Raw genomic sequence first — 17,163 nt, forward strand, 5'->3', positions numbered from 1 at the left:
TCATCGAGTATAAAAGGGGGCATGCCGCCGACCGCAAGACCCGAGCACCTGCGGACCGAGGACGCGCGCTGGCGCGGCGCGCTCGCCGTCCTGGGGGAGATGCGCCGCACGCCCGGCGTCACCCGGGCGGCGGTCGCCCAGCGGCTCGGCCTGAGCAGCGGCTCGGCCACCGACATCACCGCGCGCCTGCGGGACCTGGAACTGCTCGCCGAGACACCGGCGCCCGCGACGGGACGGGGCCGCCCCACCACCGTGCTCACCCCCCACCCGAACGGCCCCCTCGTCGCCGTGGTCGACCTGCGGCTGGAGGACTGGCGCTGCGCCGTCGCCGCGCTCGACGGCGCCCCCCGCATCGTCGCGGCCGACGTGCACGCCAGCCGCGCGCCCGCCGACGTGGTCGGCGCGGTCGCCGAGGGGGTGCGCGGCGTCCTCGACCGGTACGGCGACCGGGTCCGCGCGGTCGGGGCGGCGGTCACGGCGACCGTGCAGCACGGCGAGGTCGTCCAGGCGTCCACCCTCGGCTGGGACGCGGTGGACCTCGGCGTGCTCGCCCGGGACCTGCCGCTGGTGATCGGCAACGACGCCACCCTGGAGGGCGTCGCCGAAGCGCGGGGCGGCGCCGCCGCCGGAGCCGCCACCGCCCTGCACGTCACGATCGAGGGCGGACTCGGCGGCAGCCTGGTGGTCGCCGGCCGCCCGGTCGACGGCGCGACCGGGGCGGGCGGCGAGTTCGGCCACCTCCCGTTCGGCGATCCCGGGCTGCGCTGCCCGTGCGGCGCGACCGGCTGCTGGGAACTGAACGTGGACGGGCGGGCCATCGCCCGGCGCCTCGGCGACCCCGAACCCGCCGACCCCCGCACCTACCTGCTGACGGCCCTGTCATCCCCCGACACCGGGGTGCGGGCGGCGGTCGCCCGCGCGGCCGCCGACTTCGGCCGGGGCCTGGCCGGGCTCGTCAACGCCCTGGACCCGGACGTGGTCACGCTCGGCGGCCTGGCCTGGCCGCTGCGGACGGCGGCCGGAGCGGAGTTCGACTCGGCGTTCACCGGCGGACTCATGCGCTTCCGCCGGGCGGCCCCGCCCAAGGTGCTGGCGGCCGCGCGCGGCGACGACGGCGCCCTGCACGGCGCCGCGGCCGTCGCCCTGGACCTTTTCCTCACCGGGACCGGTCTGACCGCCTGGGCCGAACGCCACTAGAGAACCACCCCTACGCGAGGAGCAGCGATGGCAGAGGACACCACGCTCAGGCCGTTTCGCATCGCGGTCCCGCAGGCCGACCTGGACGACCTGCGCACACGGCTCGCCCGGACCCGCTGGCCCGCCGACGCCCCGGCCCCCGCCTGGTCGCACGGCGTTCCGGTCGACTACCTCAAGGACCTGGCCGAGTACTGGCGGACCGGATACGACTGGCGCGTCCACGAGGCGGCCCTCAACCGCTTCCCCCAGGTGACGACCGTGATCGACGGAGAGCACCTGCACGCCCTGCACGTGCGCTCGCCCGAACCCGACGCCCTGCCGCTGGTCCTCAGCCACGGCTGGCCGGGCTCGATCGTGGAGTTCATGAAGGTCATCGGCCCGCTGACCGACCCGCGCGCCCACGGCGGCGACCCCGCCGACGCCTTCCACGTGGTGGCACCGTCCCTGCCGGGGTTCGCGTTCTCCGGCCCCACCCGCACCACCGGCTGGACGCTGGAACGGATCGCGCGGGCCTGGGCCGAATGGATGCGCCGACTCGGCTACGAGCGCTACGGCGCGCAGGGCGGTGACACCGGCTCGCTGATCTCACCCATGCTGGGCCGGATCGCCCCCGACCGCGTCGTGGGCGTCCACGTCAACGGGGCACTCGGCTTCCCCGAAGGAGACCCCGGCGCCCTCACCGGCCTGACCCCGGCCGAGCGGGCCCGGCTGCGCCTCTACACCGACACCGCCGACCGTTCGGGATACTCGGCCATCCAGTCCACCCGGCCCCAGACCCTGGCCTACGGCCTGCACGACTCACCCGCCGGCCAGCTCGCCTGGATCGCCGAGAAGTTCAAGGAATGGACCGACCCGGCCGCCGACCTGCCCGAAGACGCCGTCGACCGGGACCAGATGCTCACCAACGTCTCGGTGTACTGGTTCACCGGCACCGCCGGCTCGGCCGCGCGCCTGTACAAGGACGGCGCGATGGACTGGTCACAACCGATGGGCCCCTCGCGCGTCCCCACCGGAGTGGCGGTCTTCCCCGGCGACGCCGGCATCCGCCGCGTCGCCGAACGGAACGACGACGTCGTGCACTGGTCGGAGTTCGACCGCGGCGGCCACTTCGCCGCCATGGAGGCCCCGGACCTGCTGGTCACCGACATCCGGGACTTCTTCCGCCCGTTGCGCCAGCCGTACGACCACCCGATCCCGCAGGCGTGGAACACGCGGCGCCCGCGGTACGGACCGCGCCCCCCAAAATAAGGAGATGCTCGCCGCCGAGGGGTCTGCCAGCCTGTGCCGGATGGACGTGCGCCTTGAACCCTGGTCGGAGTCCGCACTCGCTCTCCTGAGGCGGACCAACCTCGGCGGACCGGAGTCAGAGGACGAACTGCTGGCCCGGCACCGCCGCTACCTCGCCATGCCCGAGGCCGGTCTCGGCCGCGCGTTCGTCGTGCGGCTCGGTGACGAGACGGTCGGCAGCATCAACTACCACAGGCGCGACTGGCAGGGCGAAGAGATCTACGAGACAGGCTGGAACGTCCTGCCGCCCTACCGGGGCAGGGGCGTCGCCGCCGCAGCCGGAACCGCACTGATCGACATCGTGCGCGAGGCCGCCCACGCGCCCGGTGCCCCTCGCCGTCTGCACGCGTTCTCCTCGGTCGACAACGCCCCGTCGAACGCCCTGTGCCGCCGTCTCGGTTTCACTCTCGTCGGCGTCTGCGACTTCGAATACCCGCGGGGCAGCGGCAGGCTGATACGCAGCAACGACTGGCGTCTCGACCTCGACGGACCCTTCCGGCCCGGGCAGAATCCCGGCTGGGCGTGAACGGCCGGCGCCCCGCGATAGCGTGATGCGTCTGGGCTGCCAAGGCGAAGAGAACGGCGACGGCTGTGGACCTGAAGAGCTCGCGACGGTTGCTGCTGCGGGGCTGGCGTGCCATCGGCCAGGTGGAACGGCTGGCGGCGGCGTGGGGCTGGCCGCAGCGTGAGGTGTCGGTCTCGGCTCCCGACCCGTTCGAGGAGCCCTCCAGCGTCTCGTGGTGGGGCGACGGGCAGCGGCTCGTGATGACCCACTACGACGACTGGGATGTCCGGCTGTCGTATCTGATCTTCACCGGAGCCGACGCCGGGGAGGTGCGGGAGGCGTTCGAGAGCGCCGAGGCGCGGTTGGACACCTGGTCGCTGGACGAGCTTCTCGCCGAGGCGCGCAACGCCTCTGATCCCGACGAGGTGGCCAAGGCGGTGGAGCGGGCCGCGTACGGCGCTCCGACGGAGTTCGACGAACGCTTTTTCACCGTGATCGACGACGCCCTGCGGCACGACGACGCGCGCGTTCGCGAGGGCGGGATATGGGCGGCGTCGATGGCGCAGTACCCGCAGCTCCAACCGCAGCTCATGGCGATCGCCCGAACCGACGAGATGGAAAGGCTGCGGGAGATGGCCGCGGTACTCGTCAGGAGTGCGGACGACGACGCCAAGTGACCACCGGCCGGGACCTTCTCGGAGAGCGGATCCAGACCACGGCGAGCTCGCGGTCGTTTGCGAGGTGACGGGCCGGCGATCCGCACGAAGTCCCAAGCCCGCTCCGGCTCCGGCCAAGCTCCCACGGGTGCCGGGGAGGCCAGGCCGGTCGGCCGCCTCAACGACACCGCCGGAGGCCGGTCGACCTCGATCCGCCACCCGGACCGAGCACGCATTCGCGCACCTGAAGCGTTGGAACGTCCCGGGCGAACTCACCATGATCGGCTGACCCGGCGGACCGGCACGGCTCGCCTTGCTAGCGTGGGCGGCATGCCGAACGATCTGCCCGACATGCGAGCTTCGCACGAGGATCGCGACCGCGTCGTGGAGGCTCTGCGGGTCGCCGGGGGAGATGGCCGACTCAGCGCCGAGGAGCTCGAGACCCGGGTGGAGAGCGCCCTGAACGCCCGGACGCTCGGCGAGCTGGCCGCGCTCACCACCGACCTGCCGACCGCGCCCGGGACCAAAGAGGTGCTCGTGATCAGGCAGGGAGGCGGCAAGTACGTACAGGACGGGCGCTGGCCGGTGCCTTCGCGCATCGAGCTCCGCACGCAGCTGTGCCGGGTCACCCTCGACTTCACCCAGGCGGTGATCACCTCGAACGTCCTGCGCATCGACGCGGACATGGTGCACGGCAAGCTGTTCATCGTCAGCTCGCCGGGCATGGTGATCGACACCAGCGGGCTCAACCTCACCTTCTCCAAGCTCAAGATCCGCTCCAGGGACTTCGCCGCCGACGCCCGTCTCCACGTCGAGCTCGCCGGCACGCTCCTGCACGCGAAGGTCGTCGAACGGCGGCCACGCCGCTGAGAGCGAGGACCGACCGTTACGGGACAGGCCGCAGGTGATGTCTGCCCCATCAGCGCAGAAAGGCCCCGGTGGGCAGGCCGTGCTCACCAGGCTTCCCGGCCTCGCGCCACCTCCCTGGATCCTGCGACTCTGCGAGATGATCAGGCGCAAGCCCCATGGTCACCTGGCCTTCTTCGGAGACCAGGGCGCTCCCTCGCGCTCAGTGCCATCTTGCTGGCCGCACCGCAACCGCCCGGCACCGCTTCCACTTGCGCACGCGCCACTCGCAGCGCCGTGGCGCGGACCACCGGCCGCCCGGCTTGCCGTTGACCGGCGACAACGGCTCGACCACCACCCACTCGGATCCATCGGAAGCGCCCTGGATCGTTGATGGGACGCTTCGCAGCGCGCCGAGGTGGCGTCCCTCGACCGCGGTGTGACCCTGCCGACGGCCGTTCTGTCCCTCACAGGACTCTTCCGATCGTCCGGACGCCGCAGGGGCGGAACGTTCATCGCGTCGAAGCCGCCGCTCCCAACCTCGCCACGTTCGCGCGGTTCATAGCCCTGCGGACCGGCTTCTGGTCACATGTCGACTTCCGGTTCCCCCAGAGGGAGGGGGCGGCGTGGCACGGGAGCGGACTGGAGGATGGAGGTGGTGGTGCGGCCGTGCGGGGTGAAGCGGTCGAGGATGGGTTCGAGTTCGTCGACCGAGCGCAGGTGGGCGACGAAGAAGAAGCAGTCGTCACCGGTGATGCGGTGGCATTCGACGATCTGCGGGATCTCATCGGCGATCTTGGGGATCAGATGCAGCTCGCGCAGGGCGGGCCGGACCCGGACGAGCACGCTGATGGGAAAGCCCAGCGCCCGCGGGTCGACCGCGGCGTGGTAGCCGACGATCACGCCGGTGTCCTCCAGTCGCTGGACCCGTTCGGCCACGGCGGGGGCCGACAGGCCGACGCGGCGGCCCAGCTCGGCGAGGCTCGTCCGGGCGTTCCGCTGGAGCTCGGTGAGGATGCGAAGGTCGGTGCCGTCGAGTTCCTTGGATTCGTAGGCGCGGCCGGACCTACTCCTTCTGTTCGCCATTCTGCCAAGTTAGGGACTGCCCAACGATAGGGCCATGGGATTTCCGCCCTGGGGGCTGTTCGCCGGAAGCGCCGTTTTCCACTACGTGGGACCGGCGTTGGCGGTGCTGCTGTTCAGCCGCCTGGAACCTCTGGGAGCGGCGGGGCTGCGGATCTGGAGCGCGGCCCTGGTCTTCGCGCTGTGGCGCCGTCCCGTTCTGTGGAGGATCGACCGGACGGTGCTGGCCTGGGGCGCGGTCCTGGCGGCCATGAACGTGACGTTCTACCTGGCTATCGACCGGCTGCCGCTGGGCACCGTCGCGGCGATCGAGTTCCTTCCGGTCGTCGCCCTGGCGGCGCTCGGGGCGCGCACGGTCCGTAACCTGCTCGCTCTGGCCGTCGCGGTCGGTGGAGTGGCTCTGCTGACCGACGCCGAGTTCGCAGGAGAACCGGTGGGCCTGGTGTTCGCGTTCGCCAACGCGGGGCTGTTCGCCGCCTACATCGTGCTCGCACACCGGGTGGCCCGCCGGCCGGGCGGCGGGGTGGACGGGCTGGCGGCGGCGATGGTGGCGGCCGCGGTGCTGGTGGTGCCGTTCGGAGCGGCGCAGGTGGCGCCGGCCGTGTCGGACCCGGTGGTGTTGGCCGCCGGGGTGGGCGTGGGGATCTGCTCGTCGGTGGTCCCCTACGTCCTCGACCAGCTCGCCATGGAGCGCCTGGCCAGGGCCACCTATGCGCTGATGACCTCCCTGTTGCCGGCGATCGCCACGGTGGTGGGCGCGCTGGTGCTGGGGCAGTTCCCGGAGCCCGTCGAGGCCGCCGGGGTGGGATTGGTGATCGCTGGGGTCGCGCTGCACCGCGGGTCCGGTCAGAAGGAGGGAACATGGAACACGTGCGGCTCGGATCGTCGGGACTGAAGGTCTCGCGGGTCTGCCTGGGCATGATGAGCTACGGGGATCGCGGCAGCCAGAGCTGGTACCTGGACGAGGAGCAGGCCGGACCGATCGTCCGCCGGGCCGTCGAGGCCGGCGTGACCTTCTTCGACACCGCCGACATGTACTCGCTCGGACGCACCGAAGAGATCACTGGGCGGCTGCTGGCCGGGTTGTTCCCGCACCGCGAGGACTACGTGCTGGCCACCAAGGTCTATTTCCCGATGGGACCGGGCCCCAACGACGGAGGTCTGTCCCGCAAGCACGTGCTGTCGGCCATCGACGCCTCCCTGCGCCGCCTGGGCACCGACTACGTGGATCTCTACCAGATCCACCGCTGGGACTACGAGACGCCGATCGAGGAGACCATGCAGGCGCTGGACGAGGTGGTTAAAGCGGGCAAGGCCCGCTATATCGGAGCGTCGAGCATGTACGCCTGGCAGTTCGCCAAGGCGCAGCACTGCGCGCCGACCAGGTTCGTGTCCATGCAGAACCACTACAACCTGGTCTACCGGGAGGAGGAACGGGAGATGATCCCGCTCTGCCTGGACCAAGGGGTCGGCGTCATCCCATGGAGCCCGCTGGCGCGGGGGCTGCTCGCGGGCAACCGCGAGCGCGGCGGCGGCCGCCGCACGGTGCGCGCGGACAGCGACTCCATCGCCGACGACCTGTATCAGGACGCCGACTTCGATGTGGTCGACGCCGTGCGGGCGGTCGCGGCCGAACGTGACGTTCCGCCCGCCCGGATCGCGCTGGCCTGGCTGCTGGGCCGCCCGGGCGTGACCGCACCGATCATCGGCGCGACCTCGCACCGGCACGTGGACGACGCCGTCGCGGCGACGGAACTGAGGCTGACCGAGGAGGAGGTCCGGCGGCTGGATGCGCCGTACCGGCCGCACCCGGTCCTTGGACACACCTGACGGGGATGACGGGGGCGGGTGTCTCCCGCGACACCCGCCCGACCCCGGCCGGGACCAGCGCGGAGCCGCGCACGGATCGCTGGCCCGGCGAACGGCCACGGCACTGGGCCCTTGACGTCCGCTGACCTGGATCGTTCAGTGGGCGTTTGACGGGCTGGCCGGTGAACCGGTCGTGTCAGATCGGCGCGGCCGACACACGCGCCGCGCGACGCGGATGGCGACACCCTCGACGACGGCCGGTCACCTGCGCAGCCGACCCTTCTTGGGGGGATCGGCAGGCTCCCGCGCGAACACCAGCTCGGCGACGCAGACGCGCAGGTGCTGGGTGTGCTTGATCGGGTCGGCGGAGCGTTCACGCACCAGGCGGGACTTCTCCACGAGCCAGCTCGTCGGAGACGTACGGAACACGAGGCGCCCCTCGTCCTTGGGCAAGCTGCCACTCAACGAGGTGCGGCTTATCTCCTCGGCCCGGGCGATGGCCGCTTCCTTTCCGCCTTCGACGGGGACCTTGGCCACCAGGTTCCATGTGTTGTCGCCGCCGTGCGACTCGTTGGCCTCCACCAGCACGTACCAGCTCATGACCCGTACCCCCTGTGCTCCGCATGTGCGCGCCCAACCTATACGGGTCACTACGGATGCCGACGGTGCGTCCGGGAACGCAGGCGGGACGTCCAAGATCGGCCTGTGACGAATGACCTGAACGCCCTGCTCACCGCCCTGTACATGAAGATCGACGGCGAGATCGGAGGATGGGCCGCCGACCGCGGTTGACGGACTCCGAGCCCGTCCGCCTCGCCCAAGCTGATGCTGATCCGCCCGCGCCGCCACGACGAACCCAAGCCCGCCCCTGGCCAGGCGTTCCCGTCCTGGCTGCGGCAACGCATCGAGGCGGTCATCTGGACGCCGAAGGACCAGCCGGGTCTGGAACGCCACCACGCCCGCACCACCGACGGGCTGTGGGCCCGCATCAGCCAGCCCATCAAACGCTCACTGATCGCCCACGACCACTGACCGGCACCAACCTTCCCCATCAACGATCTAGGCGGAGGCGTTCAGTTCGGCCAGCAGCTCTCGGAGTGGCCCGTAATCCTCGTCCCAGGGGCGTGTGTCGGTGCGCGTGCCGAGCATGAGGCACAGTCGGCGGCCCCGGGCGTGGCGCTCGTCGCTCCACTGCTTCAGCCGGTCCAGCGCGGCCCGCACTTTCGCGACGTCCCCCGGGAACACGTGCAGGCCGATCTCGTTGAGCGAGGGACGGCTGACGTCGTGGAAGTGCGCCCCGGTCTCGAAGACGTCGCGGGTCCAGTACAGCTCGTCCATGCCGTTGTTCTCCATCCACTCCTCGACCACGCGGAGCCTGAACGTGCCCGCGAGGAGTTCACCGAGCCGAAGATGCGCCCATGGCATCAGCGCGCCGGTCCCGGTTTCACGCGGGTGGGCGGTGATGCACGCCTTGAGCAGCGTGTCGGCGGCCTCGTCCAGTTCGCCGCGCACGATGAGAAGGTGGCCGAGCAGGTGACCGGCGTACGCGACGTACAGCGGGTTCCTCGCCCGCAACGCCCTGCGCAGCGGCTTCTCCGCCGCGTCGGGCTCGCCGTCGGCCAGGAGCAGGTCGCCCAGGAGCGCGGCGGCGAGATCGCGCTGCACCGTCCGGTCGGCGTCCGTCATGGCCTGGGCGAGGCGTTCCCGGGCGGTCTCCCGGGCCCCGGTCAGCCGGGCGGTGATCCCGGTCAGCAGCGGATCCGCGGCGGGTGGACGGCGGTCCAGAACGTCGGACAGCCCCCGCGGCTCCAGCACGGCGGCCAGCGGGCCCAGCCACGGGTCCTCTCCCTCCATCACCTGCCGCAGGGGAGCCCGGAACGGCTCGTCGAGGCTGATCGCGACGCCCGCCAGGGCCGCGGCGGCGTGGCCCGCCAGGGCGGTGCGGCCCGACGCGGCGAGCGGGCGCAGCGCCGCGAGCGACGCGGCGGCGTCACCGGCCCGGAACGGCTCCAGCGCGCTTTCTACCTCTTCCGGCACCGGGGGCACCGGATCGGCCGGGAGCGGGATCGGGAAGCCGTCGGGCTCGAACGCGGGGGAGTCGTACACGGTGTGCGGGTCTTGCATCGCGGAACTCTTCTCTGACGAGGGCCTGCACGGAGAGCGTTCCATGATGATCATGCATGGGACCGACAGAACGATCGGTTGCTCGGCGGCATATCGGGGTGGGCGAACGGCGCCTTGACGCCACGATCCGGCTCGCGCCGGCCCCGGGTCCGCAACCCGGTGATCGCGGGCCCGGCTCATCTCCGACCGGCTCTCGTGCGGATCGACGGCACATCACGGCGTGCCGTCATGGCGGCGCGACCGTGGCGGCCGGGAACGGCCCCGCTCAGCGCCCGTCCTCGGATCCCGCGTGCTCACCGGAGAGGCGCCGAACGCGCACCAGGTTGCGGACGGTGTTCCCGTCGTGCTGGTCGGTGTATTCGGCGACCGGGACGTAGCCGTGCTCGTGGTAGATGCGTCCGAGTTCGGGGCTGTCCGCCCAGTGGTCCAGGGCCAGGGCGGGAGCGTTGTGCGTGCGGGCGAGGCGCTCGGCGTGGGCCAGCAGGGCCGAACCCACGCCGCGGCCGTCGGGGCCGCGGTCGGTCATGACGGTGTGGATGAACATCGAGCCGTCGGGGACCACGCCGACGGGGACGCGCGGCGGGAGCACGAATGCCGCGGCCAGGAGCCCGACGCATCTGCCGTGTCGTTCGGCGACGGTGATGACGCCCTGGGAGGTCCAGCCGGCGACCCGGTCGGCGAACCCCGGCTGTTGCGAGAACGGCACCGTTCCCCACTGCCGGGGTCGGCCTTGGGCCACCAGCCACTTCAGAACGGAGTCCATCAGCGCCAGCAGGGCCGGGACATCGCCCGTTGTCGCCTGCCGCAGGCGCAGCGGGTGCTTCGGCATGGCGGCCTCCCGGGGGATAGAGTGGACCAACCCGATTGATTCAACTTTCTAAGGATTAGATTGTCAAAGGAAACCCGGGTCGGCGCCATCACCAGGGCGGTTCAGGAGCTTCAGGACGCTACCGACCTGATCGACGAACTGGCGGCCCGGCGCCTGGGCGTCAACCGCACCGATCTGCGGTGCCTGAGCCGGCTGACCGCCCGCGGCCCGTTGACCGCGAGCGAGCTGGCGGCCGCCGCCGGACTGACCGGAGGCGCGACCACCACGGCCATCGACCGGCTGGAACGGGCCGGTCTGGCCCGGCGCGTCCGTGATGCGGCGGACCGGCGGCGCGTCCTGGTCCACCTGACCGATCAGGCCCACGCGGTCAGCCGGGAGATCTGGGGGCCGATCGTGACCGACGCCCTGGCCGAGTTGCACAGGTTCACCCTCGCCGAGCTGGACGTCATCGAGACGTTCCTGCATCGCGCGCTGGACAACCAGACCCGGCACGCCGACCGCCTGCGTTCGCAGATGCCACGGCGATGAACTCGAAGCACCACGTCCAGGGTCTGTCGTCGAAACTCACGGACACAGCGATAGGGCGAGCTTGCCGTGGCGGGTGGCGACACCGCGCCAGCGCGTGAGCTGGCTGGAGCGGCGTTCCACCGCGTTGCGGCGTGGAGCGCTCCGCGTCGAAAGCCGGTGGGCCTTCACCCCGTGAGGACGCCTCGCCCCCAGGTCCCGCACCACGGTGAAGATGGTGCGGTCAGCGGCGTTGCCGCCGGTCACCCCCTGGAATCCGCGTGCCGTGGCCGTCGTGAAGGACGCTCCGCCCGGCGCGCAGGCGGGCTGTGTCGTCTCCCACACCGTGCTGGACGAGTCCGAGGTCGGCGCCGGCCCGTCGCCGGGATCGGGGATCGGCCACCAACCGATGGCGCGTCCGGCACATCCAATAGAGACGATCATGTCTTTTTGGAGTAGGGAGCGTCTCGGTGGCGATCGAACCCCTGGTGCCCGGCGAGCCGTCGCGGCTGGGCGACTACTGGCTGGCCGGACGGCTGGGCGCGGGCGGACAGGGGGTGGTGTACGAGGGATACGGGCCGAACGGGGAACGGGTCGCGGTCAAGGCCCTGCACGCCGACCACTCCGCCGTGCACCGCGAGTTGTTCGCCCGGGAAGTGCAGGCGTTGCAGCGGGTGGCGCAGTTCTGCACGGCCCGGGTGCTGGCGGTCGATCTGGAGTCGACGCCGCCGTTCATCGTCAGCGAGTACATCCCGGGACCGACCCTCAAGCAGGCGGTGGAGGCGAACGGCCCCTGCCAGGCAGGTGAGCTGTACCGGCTGGCGATCGGGATCGCCACGGCGCTGACCGCGATCCACCGGGCCGGGGTGGTCCACCGCGACCTCAAGCCGGCCAACGTGCTGCTGGGGCCGGACGGACCGCGCGTGATCGACTTCGGGGTCGCCCGCACCGACGACACCTCGCGCAGCACGACCGGGGTGAAGGGAACGCTCCGGTACATGGCGCCGGAGGTCTTCGGCGGCCACAAGCCCACCTTCGCCGTCGACGTCTGGGCGTGGGGCGCGACCGTGTTCTTCGCCGCGACCGGACGGTACCCGTTCGAGGGCGAGACCCTGCCCCAGCTGATGCACGCGGTGCGGAACTCCGAACCCGACACCTCCGTGCTGCCCGACGTGCTGGAACCCGTCGTCACCGCGGCGCTGGCCAAGGACCCCGCCCAGCGGCCGACCGCGCAGCGGTTGCTGATGGACCTGCTGATGGCCACCCCGGACACCGACCTGCTCCAGGAAGGCGTGCGGGCGGCCGCGGCGGTCCGCCCGCGGGGCGCGGTCGCGCCGACGCTCGGTGAACGCGCCGAGGCCGCGTTCCGGCGGCTGGACGCGGCCGCGCAGGCGGCCGTCCCGCCGGTGCTGCTGCGCATGGTGTCGGACGGGGCCGACCTTCTGCGGCCCGCGGCGCGCGCCGAGTTCACCGACGGCCGGACACCGGAGAACGCGATCGAGACCGTGCTGTCCTCGTTCACCCGCGCGGGCGTGCTGACCTGGGACGGCCGGCACTTCACGATCGCCACGGCCGCGCTGCTGCGGGCCTGGCCCCGGCTGCGTGACTGGGCCGAAGCCGAACGCGCCGGCCTGGCCACCCACCGGGAGCTCGCGGACGGGGCCCGGCTGTGGGACGCCCACGGACGCAAGAGCGGCGACCTGTTCCAGGGCACCCGGCTCGACCGCGCCACGGCCTGGGTCGCCGAAGGCCGCCGCCACCTCACCGTCAACACGGCCGAGCGCGCCTTCCTCGACGCCGCCGCCCGCCGCCGCTCCACCCGCCGCAGGGCCGTCCTCGGCGGGATGGCGCTGCTGCTGGTGGCGTCGATGGGCGCCGGAACCCTGATCCTCCTGCAGAGCCGGACCGTCGCCCGGCAACGCGACGCCGCCATCAGCAGGCAGCTGGCGGCCCAGGCCCTGCAGGTGCGGCGCACCGACCCGGGCCTGGCCCGCCGCCTGGCGGTGGCCGCCGCGGCGCTGGCCGGGGACACCCACGACACCCACCATGCGCTGCTCACCGTGTCGTCGCAGTGGGAGCAGGACATCTGGCCGGCCCCCGGCATCGACGGTTCGTGGTTCACCGTCCCGCCCGGCGGCGCCGGTCCGCAGATCTTCCTGAAGGGCAACACCCTCACCCTGATCGACCCCGAGGCCCGGCGGAGGGGACGCACGATCACCGTCACCGGCCCCAAGCTGACGGGGATGGACCTGACCTTGGACGGCAGGCGGATCCTCACCCGCCAGCAGGACGGGACCCTGGTGCTGTGGGACGTCGCCTCCGGCGCCCCCGGCCCCCTGCCCCACAAGCTGTCCCCCGAGCGGGCGGACCACTTCTGGCTCAGCCCGACCGGCGCGAAACTGGTGACCGGCGGCAAGGGGACGATCAGGGTGCTGGAGACCGCCACCGGCAGGGAACTGAGCAGCATCAAGGTCGACCACGAGCCGGACGGCCTGGCGTTGTCCCCCGACGACCGCTTCATGCTCGTACCCGTCGCCGACGGCAAGGACAAGCAGCGGCTGGCCTGGTGGGACCTGACCACCGGCAGGGAACTGAGGACACCGCGCATGCCCCGGGGGATCCCGCGGAAGCCGAAGGTGTTCACCAACACGACGTTCAGCCCCGACGGACGGTTCGTCGCGACCCGCTACGGCGATCAGATCGCCGTCTTCAACGCCCACACCCATGAGATCCGAACGACGCTGGAGATCCCCCGAGCGGACCGGTCGAGCTCCGACCAGTCCATGACGTTCAGCCGCGACGGCGAGTACCTCGCCTCCAACATGACGTTGTGGAGCACCGAGCCCAGCGGCCTCTCGCGGCCCTACCTGCGCCACCGGACCGACATCCCATGCAGCGGCACCCGCTTCACCGCCAGCGGGACGAGCCTGTCCTGTTTCGACGGCTGGAGACGGTTCCAGACGATCGACGTGGCCGCGTTCGTCCGCCCGCGGAAGGTCGCCGACCTCTTCAACCAGTCGGCGATCAGCCTCGACGGGACCACTCTGGCCACCGGCGACACCGGCTCCGGCACCGTCCAGATCTGGGACACCGCGACCGGGGCCCGCCGCGAGACGATCACGCTTCCCTACAAACTCGGGGCCCCGGAGAACCCCACGATGTTCCTGTCGCCCAACGGGCGGTTGCTCGGTGTGGCCCGCCAGAACGGCTCGGTCGAGATCTGGGACGTGAAGGCGCGCACCAGACGCCTCACCCTGAACCCGGGGCTGCGGCCATCGAGCATCGCGCCGACACCGTCGTTCTCCCCGGACGGCAAGGCGGTGGCCGTTCTCGCTCCCGGCCAGAAGAACAACATCCCGACCGTGCTGACGTTCTGGGACACCGCCTCCGGACGATCCCTCGGCCAGGCCCGGAGCACGCCGGAGGCCGCCGGTTACGGCGGCTCCGAGATCCGCACCGTCTGGAGCCAGGACGGCCGCCGGGTCATCTCCGCCACCGAACTCGGCGTGGTGGAGTTCCCGTCCGGGAGGACGCTGGTCCCGCCCGGCGCCCTGGGATCCACGGTGCTGCGGTCCGTGCAGGCCCTCAGCGCGGACGGCGTTCTCGCCACCATCGACCAGCGCGCCCTGGTCTTCTGGGACGCCCGCACCCTCCGACAGAAGGGCAACCCCATCTGGCTTCCGGCCGGCGGCACCCCGATCACCGCGTTCTCGCCGGACGGCCGGCTGGCCGCCACCACCGACGCCCAAGGAAGGATCGACATCTGGGACGTCGAGAGGCAACGCCGCGTCGGGCTCCCGCTCACCGGCCACACCTACGACTCCGGAAGCAGCATGCTGATCGGCTCGCTGGCGTTCAGCGCCGACGGCTCCCGCGTTCACAGCGTGGGCAGGGACGACGGAAGGCTCCTCAGCCACCTCGTCGCTCCCGACCTGCTCAAGCAGAAGCTGTGCAAGATCTCCGGGCCGCTGACCGAACGGGAGTGGGCGGTCCACGTCCAGGACGTCGACTACCGCGAGACCTGCTAGCGCCGCGCTCACGGCGGTGGTCCGGGACGGTCCCGGGAGCGGCGGAGCCGAGCCCGATCCAGTTCGCGGTGACAGACCGAGAGGAGCTCACATGCCAGGCCCCCTGCTGTTCCTGCTCGTCATCTTCGGGTCCATCGCCGCCGTCATCGGCGCCCTGCTCGTCATCGGGGTCGTCTTCGCGGGGGTCGCGTCGCTGTTCTCCAGCGGCGGCAACCCCGCCGTCGGGGGCGGTTCGTCCGCGAGCCGTCCCGACCCCTTCGGTCCGGGCGGCGGCTGCGAAGACGGGAGCCGCGATGCGAGCTGCGGCGACGGGGGCGGCTGCGGCTGCGGCGGCTGACCCCGGCCCCTCCGCGGACGGCGGAGGAGGTCTGGACGCGGATCAGCGCGGGTCCCCGCGCCCGGGGCCCCGCTCGGCCGCCCGGGGCGCGCCGTCCAGGTAGGCGAGCACCGCCCGCACGCGACGGTGGCCGGAGTCGTCCGGTGCCAGGCCGAGCTTGGCGAAGATGTTGCCGACGTGCTTGTGGACGGCGTTGTCGGAGATGCGCATCCGCTCGGCGATGGTGGCGTTGTCGTGCCCCTGCGCCATGAGGGCGAGGGACTCCCGTTCGCGGGGCGTGAGGGCGTCCAGCGGATCGCCGGTGCGGCGCGCGAGGAGCTGGGCGACCACCTCGGGGTCCATGGCGGTGCCGCCGGCCGCGACGCGCCGCAGGGCGTCGACGAATTCGGCCACCCGGCCGATGCGGTCCTTGAGGAGGTAACCGATGCCGCCGCGGCCGTCGGAGAGGAGCTCACCGGCGTACTCGCGCTCGACGTACTGCGACAGCACCAGGATCGGCAGCGCGCCGTGCTCGCGGCGGGCCCGCAGCGCGGCGTGGATCCCCTCGTCGCGGAACGACGGCGGCAGCCGCACGTCGACGATGGCGATGTCGGGGCGGTGTTCGGCGACGGCGTCGAGGAACGCCTCGCCGTCGCCGACGACGGCCACGACCTCGCAGCCCTTCGCCGCCAGCAGCAGCTCCAGGCCGCTGGACAGCAGGACGTTGTCCTCGGCGATCACGACCCGCACGGAACCTCCTGAACGATCACTTGGCGCACGGCACCCGGACCGTGAGCGTGGTGGGCCCGCCCGCCGGGCTGTCGAGGCGGACCGCCCCGTCCAGGGCGGCGACCCGCCGGCGTATCCCGGCGATCCCGGTGCCGCGCGTCTCGTCGACGCCGCCTCTTCCGTCGTCGGTGACCTCGATGGACAGCACGTCGTCGGCGCGTTCGACCCGGAGGGCCGCCCGGGCGGCGGCGGCGTGCTTGGTCACGTTCGTCAGCGCCTCGGCGATCACGTAGTAGGCCACCGCCTCCACGGCCGCCGGGAGCGCGCCCAGCTCGGCGAGCTCGATGCGGACCGGCACCCCCGACCGGGCGGCCAGCGCCGCCAGCGCCCCGTCGAGCCCGCGGTCGGCGAGGATCGGCGGATAGATCGTCTGGAGTACCGTGCGGAGCTCGACCATCGCCTCCTCCGCCGTCTCGTGCGCCTGCCGGAGCAGCGTCGCCACCGTGTCCGGGTCGTCGGCGAGCGACTCCCGGGCGAGACCCACCTGCATGGCGATGGCCACCAGGCGCGCCTGCGTCCCGTCGTGCAGGTCGCGTTCGATGCGCTGGAGCTCCGCGCCATGGGCGTCGACGACCCCCACCCGGCTCCTGGTCAGCACGTCGACCCGCTCGGTGAGCCGCTCGCGGGCCGACGGCGCGAGCACCGCCAGGCACAGCCGCGCGTGGAGCCGCGCCAGCATCGGGAGCACCCACCAGGCCACCGCGCCGAGGACGGCGATCTGCACAGAGCCCCCGACCAGCGCGGTCGCCCAGTCGTCCACATGGACATCGAAAAAGGAGAACAGGGTGGGACGCGCGTCGGCGGGAAACGCCCACCAGAGGGACAACGCCACCGCGGCGACCAGGATGTTGCCCAGGCACATCAGGGCGGCCAGCCCGAGCGGGAACCCGACCGCGACGTGCGCGAGCGCCCAGGCGAGACTGCGCCATCCGCCCGGCCGCCCGCCGACCGGAACACCGAGCAGCCTTCCGGCCCGCTGACGGTGGCGGCCCGCCCAGCCCCGCGCCGCCGCCGGCACGAGCAGCACCGGCGACGCGAGCGCCGTGGCCACGGCCGTGGCCAGCGTGCCCAGCAGATAGGCCGAGGCGGAGAAGGCCCGTTCACGCATGCGCACTCCCCGCGACATCGGCATGGAGATCATTATTCGCCGCCGGTCCCCGCCGGGCACTACAGCGGGCTGTACCAACGCG

16 protein-coding genes and 1 pseudogene are annotated in these 17,163 nt (G+C 72.2%); 11 read left to right on the plus strand and 6 right to left on the minus strand.

Annotation, left to right across the window (positions count from 1 at the left end):
• The first annotated feature begins 21 nt into the window (after positions 1-21).
• From AKI01S_RS06790 to AKI01S_RS06810, 5 genes are all read left to right on the plus strand, one after another.
• Positions 22-1,197 (plus strand): ROK family transcriptional regulator, encoded by a 1,176-nt coding sequence (locus AKI01S_RS06790; protein ID WP_067812957.1) that lies wholly within the window; start codon positions 22-24, stop codon positions 1,195-1,197.
• Between the two features lie 27 nt (positions 1,198-1,224).
• Complete coding sequence (locus AKI01S_RS06795; RefSeq protein ID WP_083999056.1) at positions 1,225-2,445, plus strand: epoxide hydrolase family protein; 1,221 nt, start codon at positions 1,225-1,227, stop codon at positions 2,443-2,445.
• 4 nt (positions 2,446-2,449) lie between these two features.
• Positions 2,450-3,010 carry a GNAT family N-acetyltransferase gene (locus AKI01S_RS06800; protein ID WP_169813918.1) on the plus strand — a complete coding sequence of 187 codons (561 nt, stop codon included), beginning with the start codon at positions 2,450-2,452 and terminating at the stop codon, positions 3,008-3,010.
• Positions 3,011-3,075: 65 nt separating this feature from the next.
• Positions 3,076-3,666, plus strand: a complete 591-nt coding sequence (locus AKI01S_RS06805) for a hypothetical protein (protein ID WP_067812958.1) — start codon at positions 3,076-3,078, stop codon at positions 3,664-3,666.
• A gap of 309 nt (positions 3,667-3,975) precedes the next feature.
• Positions 3,976-4,515: a DUF1707 SHOCT-like domain-containing protein gene (locus AKI01S_RS06810; RefSeq protein WP_067812964.1), complete on the plus strand. Its 540-nt coding sequence runs from the start codon at positions 3,976-3,978 to the stop codon at positions 4,513-4,515.
• 561 nt (positions 4,516-5,076) lie between these two features.
• On the opposite strand, the gene AKI01S_RS06815 is transcribed toward AKI01S_RS06810, so the two are convergent.
• Positions 5,077-5,577, minus strand: coding sequence for an Lrp/AsnC family transcriptional regulator (locus AKI01S_RS06815; protein ID WP_067812966.1), 501 nt, complete (start codon positions 5,575-5,577; stop codon positions 5,077-5,079).
• Between the two features lie 34 nt (positions 5,578-5,611).
• Here AKI01S_RS06815 and AKI01S_RS06820 point away from each other — a divergent pair, with 34 nt between their 5' ends.
• Both AKI01S_RS06820 and AKI01S_RS06825 read left to right on the plus strand, forming a co-directional pair.
• Complete coding sequence (locus AKI01S_RS06820; RefSeq protein ID WP_067812968.1) at positions 5,612-6,469, plus strand: EamA family transporter; 858 nt, start codon at positions 5,612-5,614, stop codon at positions 6,467-6,469.
• On the plus strand, positions 6,436-7,404 hold the full coding sequence (locus tag AKI01S_RS06825) for an aldo/keto reductase (RefSeq protein ID WP_067812970.1): 969 nt from the start codon (positions 6,436-6,438) through the stop codon (positions 7,402-7,404). The genes AKI01S_RS06820 and AKI01S_RS06825 overlap by 34 nt, the downstream gene beginning before the upstream one ends.
• A 240-nt stretch (positions 7,405-7,644) precedes the next feature.
• Here the strand turns inward: AKI01S_RS06825 and AKI01S_RS06830 are convergent, their stop codons facing one another.
• Entirely contained in the window at positions 7,645-7,983 is a 339-nt protein-coding gene (locus tag AKI01S_RS06830; protein ID WP_067812971.1) for a hypothetical protein, read from the minus strand.
• Positions 7,984-8,208: 225 nt separating this feature from the next.
• Between AKI01S_RS06830 and AKI01S_RS06835 the strand changes: the two are divergent.
• A pseudogene (locus AKI01S_RS06835) lies at positions 8,209-8,415 on the plus strand (IS982 family transposase); the annotation flags it as partial.
• Between the two features lie 27 nt (positions 8,416-8,442).
• Here AKI01S_RS06835 and AKI01S_RS06840 read toward each other — a convergent pair.
• Both AKI01S_RS06840 and AKI01S_RS06845 read right to left on the minus strand, forming a co-directional pair.
• Positions 8,443-9,507: a hypothetical protein gene (locus AKI01S_RS06840; RefSeq protein WP_067812974.1), complete on the minus strand. Its 1,065-nt coding sequence runs from the start codon at positions 9,505-9,507 to the stop codon at positions 8,443-8,445.
• Between the two features lie 265 nt (positions 9,508-9,772).
• Entirely contained in the window at positions 9,773-10,336 is a 564-nt protein-coding gene (locus AKI01S_RS06845; RefSeq protein ID WP_067812977.1) for a GNAT family N-acetyltransferase, read from the minus strand.
• Positions 10,337-10,396: 60 nt separating this feature from the next.
• Here AKI01S_RS06845 and AKI01S_RS06850 point away from each other — a divergent pair, with 60 nt between their 5' ends.
• From AKI01S_RS06850 to AKI01S_RS06860, 3 genes are all read left to right on the plus strand, one after another.
• Complete coding sequence (locus tag AKI01S_RS06850) at positions 10,397-10,864, plus strand: MarR family transcriptional regulator (protein WP_067812978.1); 468 nt, start codon at positions 10,397-10,399, stop codon at positions 10,862-10,864.
• A gap of 446 nt (positions 10,865-11,310) precedes the next feature.
• The gene (locus tag AKI01S_RS06855; RefSeq protein ID WP_067812980.1) at positions 11,311-14,868 is read left to right on the plus strand and encodes a WD40 repeat domain-containing serine/threonine-protein kinase; all 3,558 of its coding nucleotides are present in this window, start codon (positions 11,311-11,313) and stop codon (positions 14,866-14,868) included.
• Positions 14,869-14,959: 91 nt separating this feature from the next.
• On the plus strand, positions 14,960-15,205 hold the full coding sequence (locus AKI01S_RS06860; RefSeq protein WP_067812986.1) for a hypothetical protein: 246 nt from the start codon (positions 14,960-14,962) through the stop codon (positions 15,203-15,205).
• 42 nt (positions 15,206-15,247) lie between these two features.
• On the opposite strand, the gene AKI01S_RS06865 is transcribed toward AKI01S_RS06860, so the two are convergent.
• Both AKI01S_RS06865 and AKI01S_RS06870 read right to left on the minus strand, forming a co-directional pair.
• Positions 15,248-15,934, minus strand: a complete 687-nt coding sequence (locus AKI01S_RS06865) for a response regulator transcription factor (RefSeq protein ID WP_067812987.1) — start codon at positions 15,932-15,934, stop codon at positions 15,248-15,250.
• Positions 15,935-15,950: 16 nt separating this feature from the next.
• Positions 15,951-17,081, minus strand: coding sequence for a sensor histidine kinase (locus tag AKI01S_RS06870; RefSeq protein ID WP_218009580.1), 1,131 nt, complete (start codon positions 17,079-17,081; stop codon positions 15,951-15,953).
• Between the last annotated feature and the right edge of the window lie 82 nt (positions 17,082-17,163).

It is taken from the genome of Actinomadura kijaniata NBRC 14229, from assembly GCF_001552175.1.
In the GTDB taxonomy this organism is placed as follows: Bacteria; Actinomycetota; Actinomycetes; order Streptosporangiales; family Streptosporangiaceae; genus Spirillospora; species Spirillospora kijaniata.